The sequence below is a fragment of the Promicromonospora kroppenstedtii DSM 19349 genome (assembly GCF_000515355.1).
Taxonomy (GTDB): Bacteria; Actinomycetota; Actinomycetes; order Actinomycetales; family Cellulomonadaceae; genus Promicromonospora; species Promicromonospora kroppenstedtii.
In genome coordinates this window covers 37,833-44,090 of sequence record NZ_KI911690.1, presented here as the reverse complement: position 1 = coordinate 44,090, position 6,258 = coordinate 37,833, and the positions used below count along the sequence as shown (strand labels likewise).

The 6,258-nt window shown below is 72.3% G+C and carries 5 protein-coding genes; 2 read left to right on the top strand and 3 right to left on the bottom strand.

What is annotated here, in order from left to right:
• Nucleotides 1–173: 173 nt before the first annotated feature.
• The 3 genes from PROKR_RS16530 to PROKR_RS16520 form a co-directional block, all read right to left on the bottom strand.
• Complete coding sequence (locus PROKR_RS16530; protein WP_036964781.1) at nt 174–1,109, bottom strand: SDR family oxidoreductase; 936 nt, start codon at nt 1,107–1,109, stop codon at nt 174–176.
• Complete coding sequence (locus tag PROKR_RS16525; protein WP_036964780.1) at nt 1,106–1,858, bottom strand: SDR family oxidoreductase; 753 nt, start codon at nt 1,856–1,858, stop codon at nt 1,106–1,108. The genes PROKR_RS16530 and PROKR_RS16525 overlap by 4 nt, the downstream gene beginning before the upstream one ends.
• A gap of 157 nt (nt 1,859–2,015) precedes the next feature.
• Nucleotides 2,016–3,407 carry a cation:dicarboxylate symporter family transporter gene (locus tag PROKR_RS16520; protein WP_036964779.1) on the bottom strand — a complete coding sequence of 464 codons (1,392 nt, stop codon included), beginning with the start codon at nt 3,405–3,407 and terminating at the stop codon, nt 2,016–2,018.
• Between the two features lie 176 nt (nt 3,408–3,583).
• Between PROKR_RS16520 and PROKR_RS16515 the strand changes: the two genes are divergently transcribed.
• Together PROKR_RS16515 and PROKR_RS16510 are read left to right on the top strand one after the other, a co-directional pair.
• A complete protein-coding gene (locus PROKR_RS16515) occupies nt 3,584–5,242 on the top strand; it encodes a sensor histidine kinase (protein ID WP_169736447.1) in 1,659 nt (552 codons plus the stop codon).
• A complete protein-coding gene (locus tag PROKR_RS16510) occupies nt 5,239–5,940 on the top strand; it encodes a response regulator (protein ID WP_036964777.1) in 702 nt (233 codons plus the stop codon). Before PROKR_RS16515 ends, PROKR_RS16510 begins: the two co-directional genes overlap by 4 nt.
• The last annotated feature ends 318 nt before the right edge of the window (nt 5,941–6,258 follow it).

The following is a 6,258-nucleotide window of genomic DNA, read 5'->3' as shown; positions in this document are numbered from 1 at the left end:
GCCCGCGGCCCCGGCCGCGGGCGGGTGCCTGCTCGGCGCCGGACGCCGTCGCCTGCTCGGTCATGTGCCCTCCTCCAGTTCCCCTGCCAGGGCTGCGCGCCAGTGTAGATGCGGGCGGGAGCCGATCCGCTCGGTCGGTAGGAGGTCAGGTGATCGGTCGCCCGGGTTGCCGATCACCTGACATCCTGCCGGCCATCCGGGGGCGCAGCGCTCGCGTCCGCTGCCGCCGCGCCCGGCAGGAGGTCCGGGAGGCCCACCCGGGTCAGGAACTCGCGGCGGGTCTCGTCCGCGAGGTCCGAGACCGCCTCGGAGCCGTCGTTCGCCGGGTCGATGTGCACCCGGTAGGGCCGCTGCCCGGCGGGCAGGGCCACGATGCGGGCGATCTCGTCCGCGACGAGCGACACGTCGGCGTCGGGGGCCAGGGCTGCGAGCTTCTCCGCGACCTGGCCCATCAGTCCGGCGTACCGGGTCTCGTAGTCGGCCTCCACCGCGGCGTCGGCCGGGTGCCCGGCGTGCGCGAAGTGGTTGGTGCCGCTCGTGAACGAGCCCGGCACCACGATCGACGTCTCGACGCCCCAGCGGGCCAGCTCCGCGGCGTAGGAGACCGCGAGGGAGTCCATGCCCGCCTTGGCCGCGAAGTAGGGCGCGAGGTACGGCGGGGTGCCGCCCTTGACGCTGGAGCTGGACACCCAGATCACGAGCCCCGCGCCGCGCCGACGCATGCCGGGCAGGACCGCCCGGTTCACACGCTGGGTGGACAGCACGTTGACGTCGTAGAGCTGCGCGAGCTGATCCGGCGTGAACGCCTCGGCCGGCCCGACCACCATGTGCCCGGCGTTGTGGACCAGCACGTCGATCCGGCCGTGCTCGGCCTCGATCTGCGTGACGGCCCGGTCGACCGAGTCCTGCGAGCTCACGTCGAGCTCGATCGCGCGCAGGTCGGCGTCGTGCTCGCTCGCCCAGGCCGCGGCGGCGTCGACCTGTGGCGCGTTGCGCCCCTCGGTCTGCCGCATGCCCGCGTACACGGTGTGGCCCGCGGCGGCCAGGGCGCGCGCCGTCAGCGCCCCGAACCCGCTCGACGCCCCGGTGATGACGACGACGGCGCTCATGCCAGGCCCCCGTTGGTGTAGATGACCTGGCCGTTGACCCAGCGCGCGGGACCGGCCAGGAAGGCGACGGACTCGGCGATGTCCTCGGGCTGGCCGAGCCGCTCGAGCGGCACGGCGTTCGCCAGGTTCGAGATGCTCTGCTCGTCCTTGCCGTTCAGGAAGAGCGGGGTGGCCGTGGGGCCGGGAGCCACCACGTTGACGGTGATGTCCTTGCCGCGCAGCTCGCGGGCCAGGATCAGGGTCATTCCCTCGACGGCGGCCTTGCTGGCCACGTACGGGGCATAGTTCGGGAACTGGGTCCGGGCCACCGACGTCGAGAAGTTGATCAGCGCGCCGCCGGCGCGCAGGCGGTTCGCGGCGAGCTGGGCGACGACGAACGTGCCGCGGATGTTGGTGCGGTGCATGCGGTCGAGGTCGTCGAGGTCGAAGGTCGCGACCGGGCCCAGGATCATGATCCCGGCCGTGTTGACGACGACGTCGACTCCGCCGAACGCCGCCTCCGTCGCGTCGAACGCAGCCGCCATCGCGGCCTCGTCCGCGACGTCCCCGCCGACGGTGATCGCACGGCCGCCCGAGGCCTGGACCTCGACCACGACCTCGTCGGCCCGGGCCTGGTTGCCCGCGTAGTGGACGGCGACGGCGTAGCCGTCGGCCGCGAGGCGTGCGACGACGGCGCGACCGATGCCGCCGGACCCGCCGGTGACGAGCGCGACGCGCGGGGTGCTGGTGCTGGTGCTGGTGCTGCTCACGGGATGCTCCCTGGTCGATGTGGACTGTGCGTTCATATAAACACACAAGTGCACGCCGCGTCCATATATTCCCACGAGCTGTCGCCCGACACACGAAAAAGGACGACGGCCGGGCGCCCCCAGAGCAGCCCGGCCGTCGTCAGTCAGTGGGAATCGGTCAGACGGGTTCCGCCACCTTCACCTGGCGGCCGTCGGCGCGCTCGGCGTCGTCGCCGGCGTCGGCGGCGGCGTCCCCCGGGCCGTGGAGGTCGTCCGCGGCGGTCTCGTCGAACGGGAGGTGGCCCGAGAGCACCTCGTCGACGCGGGCCCGGTCGATCTCCTTGGTCCAGGTGCCGATGATCACCGTGGCCACGGCGTTGCCCGTGAAGTTGGTCAGCGCGCGGGCCTCGGACATGAACCGGTCGATGCCGACCACGATGCCCACGCCGTCGACCAGGTCGGGGCGGTAGGTCTGCAGTCCGCCCGCGAGGGTGGCCAGGCCGGCACCCGTGACGCCGGCGGCGCCCTTGGACGCGATGATCATGAACGCGAGCATGCCGATCTGCTCCGGCACCGACAGTGGCGTGCCCATCGCGGAGGCGATGAACAGCGACGCCATGGTCAGGTAGATCGCGGTGCCGTCCAGGTTGAACGAGTAGCCGGTCGGCACCGTGATGCCCACCACCGGCTTGGACACGCCCAGGTGCTCCATCTTGGCGATGAGGCGCGGCAGGGCCGCCTCGGAGGACGACGTGCTGACGATGAGCAGGTACTCGCGCGCCAGGTACTTCATGAGCGAGAAGATGTTCACGCGGGCCACGAACCACAGCACGGCGCCCAGCACCACCGCGATGAACACGATGCAGGTGAGGTAGAACCCGATCATCAGCGTGCCCAGCGCGACGACGGCGCCCCAGCCGGTCTCGCCGACGACGCCCGCGATGGCGCCGAACGCACCCACGGGGGCGACCCAGAGGATCATCGTCAGGACGCGGAACACGATCGCCTGGATCATCCGGATGGCGTCGAGCGCGGGCTTGCCGCGCGCGCCGAGCTGCTGGATGGCGAACCCGACGAGCAGCGCCACGAACAGGGTCTGCAGCACGGACTCGCCGGTGAGCGGCGAGACGAGCGTGGTGGGAATGATGCCGAGCACGAAGTCGACCAGGCCCTCGGCCTCGCCCTCCGCCTCGTAGCTGGCCCCCGCGATGTTCAGGCCCTCGCCCGGGTGCAGCACGTTGCCGACGACCAGGCCGATGAACAGCGCGAACGTGGACATCACGAGGAAGTAGAGCAGCGCCAGCCCGCCGACCCGGCCCACGGTGGCGGCCTTCGCGATCGAGCCGATGCCCAGCACGATGGTGCAGAAGATGACCGGCGAGATCATCATCTTGATCAGGGCCACGAAACCGGTGCCGAGCGGCTTCAGCGCCACTCCGGTCTCCGGGGAGGCCAGGCCCACGATGACGCCGGCGACGACGGCGACGATCACCGCGATGTACAGGTAGTGACTCTTGTCGAGCCGGCGGCGCGGGGTGGTCCCGGCACCGGCGGACTGTGTTTCCGCCATGGGTGTGTTCCTCTCACAACGCTGTGTGGTCAGCGACAAGAGTGCTGGTGGCGACGGCGAACCCCACCATTGCGTACATAGTGTTCTCGACGTGGTCCCGGGCGCGGCGCGGGCGGGTCACAATGGGTGCCGTGGCGCAGCGGCGGGGTGCGAGTATCGCGAGGTGGTTCCTCGCCGTGCACACGGCACTCCTGTTCGCCGGTGCGGTCATCGTGTTCGGGCTGCTGGCGCTCGACGCCCGGTCGTCCGCGGAGTCGCACGCCGCGAAGGAGAGCACCGACCTGGCGGCCACGGTCGCGGCGGAGTCGCTGGTGATCGACACGGTCGCGAAGGCGCACGCCGCCGCCGACACGGACCGGGAGGGCACGGTCGCCGAGGTCTCCGCCCTGCTGCAGCCGTACGCCGAGCGCGTCATGGCGACCACGGAGATCGACTACCTGACCGTGATGGACACCGACCGCACCCGGTACACGCACCGCAACACGTGGCAGATCGGCCGCGAGTTCGTGGGCACCACCGCGCCGGCGCTGCGGGGCGAGACGTTCACGGAGGTCTACGACGGCACGCTCGGCCCGTCGGTGCGCGCCGTGGTGCCCGTGGTGACCGACGACGGCGAGGTGGTCGGCATGGTCTCGGCCGGGGTCACGCTCGACCGGCTGTGGGACAGCATCGTGCCGCGCCTGGTGATCGTGGGCGTCGGCACCCTCCTGGCGTTCGGCACGGGCGCCGTCGCCGCGACGCTGCTGGCCCGGCGGCTGGACCGGATCACGGAGAGCAAGGGCCCTGACGAGCTGGCCCACCTGTTCACCGCGCACGAGGCGGTGCTGCACTCCGTCGAGGAGGGCATGCTCCTGGTCGAGGACGGCACGGTGGTGCTGGCCAACGACGAGGCGCTGCGCCTGCTGGACGTCCCGGACCTCACGGCCCCGTTCGCGGTGGCCGACCCGCGCCTGTCCCCCGCCGTCCGCGACCTGCTGGGCGGCGCCGCGCCGGAGGGGCCGGTCCGCGTGGGCGACCGCGTGCTGCTCGTGGGCCGCGACACCGCGGCGGCGGCCGGGCGGAACGTGGGCGAGGTGGTCTCGTTGCGCGACCGGACCGAGCTGCAGCGGGTGACGGGCGAGCTGTCCTCGGTGCGCACCATCTCCGAGGCGCTGCGTGCCCAGACCCACGACTTCAGCAACCGTCTGCACACCATCGCCACCCTCATCGAGCTGGGCCGCAGCGACGAGGCGCTGCGGTTCGTGGCCGGCGAGCGTGACCTGGGCCAACGGCTCACCGACCGCGTGGTCCAGGCGATCGAGGAGCCGGTGATCGCCGCGCTCGTGCTGGGCAAGGCCGCCCAGGCCCGCGAGCGCGCCGTCGAGATGCACTTCGAGACGCACCTGACGCCGGGCACGCACTGGCTGGAGCCGGTGGACGTGGTGACGATCCTGGGCAACCTGATCGACAACGGGATCGACGCCGCGGCCGCGCACGCGCTGGACCTCGCCCGGCAGGACACCGGCCCGGACGGCGGCGGGCAGGCCCCGGAGGCGTGGGTGGAGATCTACCTCGCCAACGGCGACGACGGCTCGCTGGTGTTCCAGGTCTCCGACAGCGGCGCCGGCATCGCGGACGCCGACCTGGACCGCATCTTCGACCAGGGCTGGAGCACCAAGGACGCCGTGGCGGGCGGGCGCGGCTACGGCCTGGCGCTCGTGCGGCAGGTGGTGGAGAGCTTCGGCGGCGACATCGAGGTCTCCCGCGGCGCGGGCACCGGGGCCGTCTTCACGGTCACGCTGCCCCGGCCCGACGCCGTCGGGCAGGCGGCGCCGCCCGCCGAGGTGCCCGCGTGATCCGGGTGCTGGTCGTGGAGGACGACCCGCACACGGCCGAGGCGCACGGCGAGTACGTGCGCCGGGTGGACGGGTTCGAGCTGGCCGGGGTGGTGCACACCGCGAGCGAGACCGTGCGCGCGCTGCGCGACGCCCAGACGGCCGGCGACGAGGTGCACCTGCTCCTGCTGGACATGAACCTGCCCGACCGGCACGGCCTCGTGCTGTGCCGGCAGCTGCGCGCGGCGGGCCTGGTGGTGGACGTGATCGCCGTGACCGCGGCCCGCGAGCTGGAGGTGGTGCGCGAGGCGGTCGCCGTCGGCGTCGTGCAGTACCTGATCAAGCCGTTCGCCTTCGGGCTGTTCGCCGAGAAGCTCGGCGCGTACCGCAAGTACTTCGACCAGATGCGCTCGCCCGTCTCGACGATGAGCCAGCGCGAGGTGGACACCGCTTTCGCCGCGCTGCGTACCTCCAACGCCGCGGGGCTGCCCAAGGGCCTGTCGCAGGAGACGCTCGACACGGTGTCCGACCTGCTGGCCCGAGCGGCCGGGCCGCTGTCGGCGAGCGAGGTGGCCGACGAGCTGCACCTGGCGCGGATCACGGCCCGCCGGTACCTGGAGTTCCTGGCCGACCGCGGCGTCGCGACCCGCGCACCCCGGTACGGCACGCGCGGCCGGCCGGAGCTGGAGTACGCCCGGCAGCGCGCCGGCTCGCCGTGAGCCCGACCCGCTGTGAGCCTGATTCTCTTCGAGGCCGGCTCCCTGTGCCGCTGATCCCCTCTGCGGCTGATCCCCTTTGAGGCCTAAGTTTCTTCGCTTTGAGCCGGCTCAAAGCGAAGAAACTTAGGCCTCAAAGGGACGGAGGAGTCAGCGCCCGACGGCGGCCGTCAGCCGGTCGATGAAGTCGCGCTCGCCCGCGGAGACCAGCACGCGCTTGCTGAAGAAGCCGCCCTCCTTGGTGCCGGCGGCCTCGGCGACCTCCTCGGCGATCCGCAGGATCCAGTCGGCGTAGGCCTCGACGTCCGCGGCGTCCGCGCG

Bases quoted from the DNA above. Each gene is read 5' to 3' on its own strand.
- PROKR_RS16530 (WP_036964781.1), bottom strand. From the start codon at position 1,109: ATGAGCGCCGTCGTCGTCATCACCGGGGCGTCGAGCGGGTTCGGGGCG.
- PROKR_RS16520 (WP_036964779.1), bottom strand. From the start codon at position 3,407: ATGGCGGAAACACAGTCCGCCGGTGCCGGGACCACCCCGCGCCGCCGG.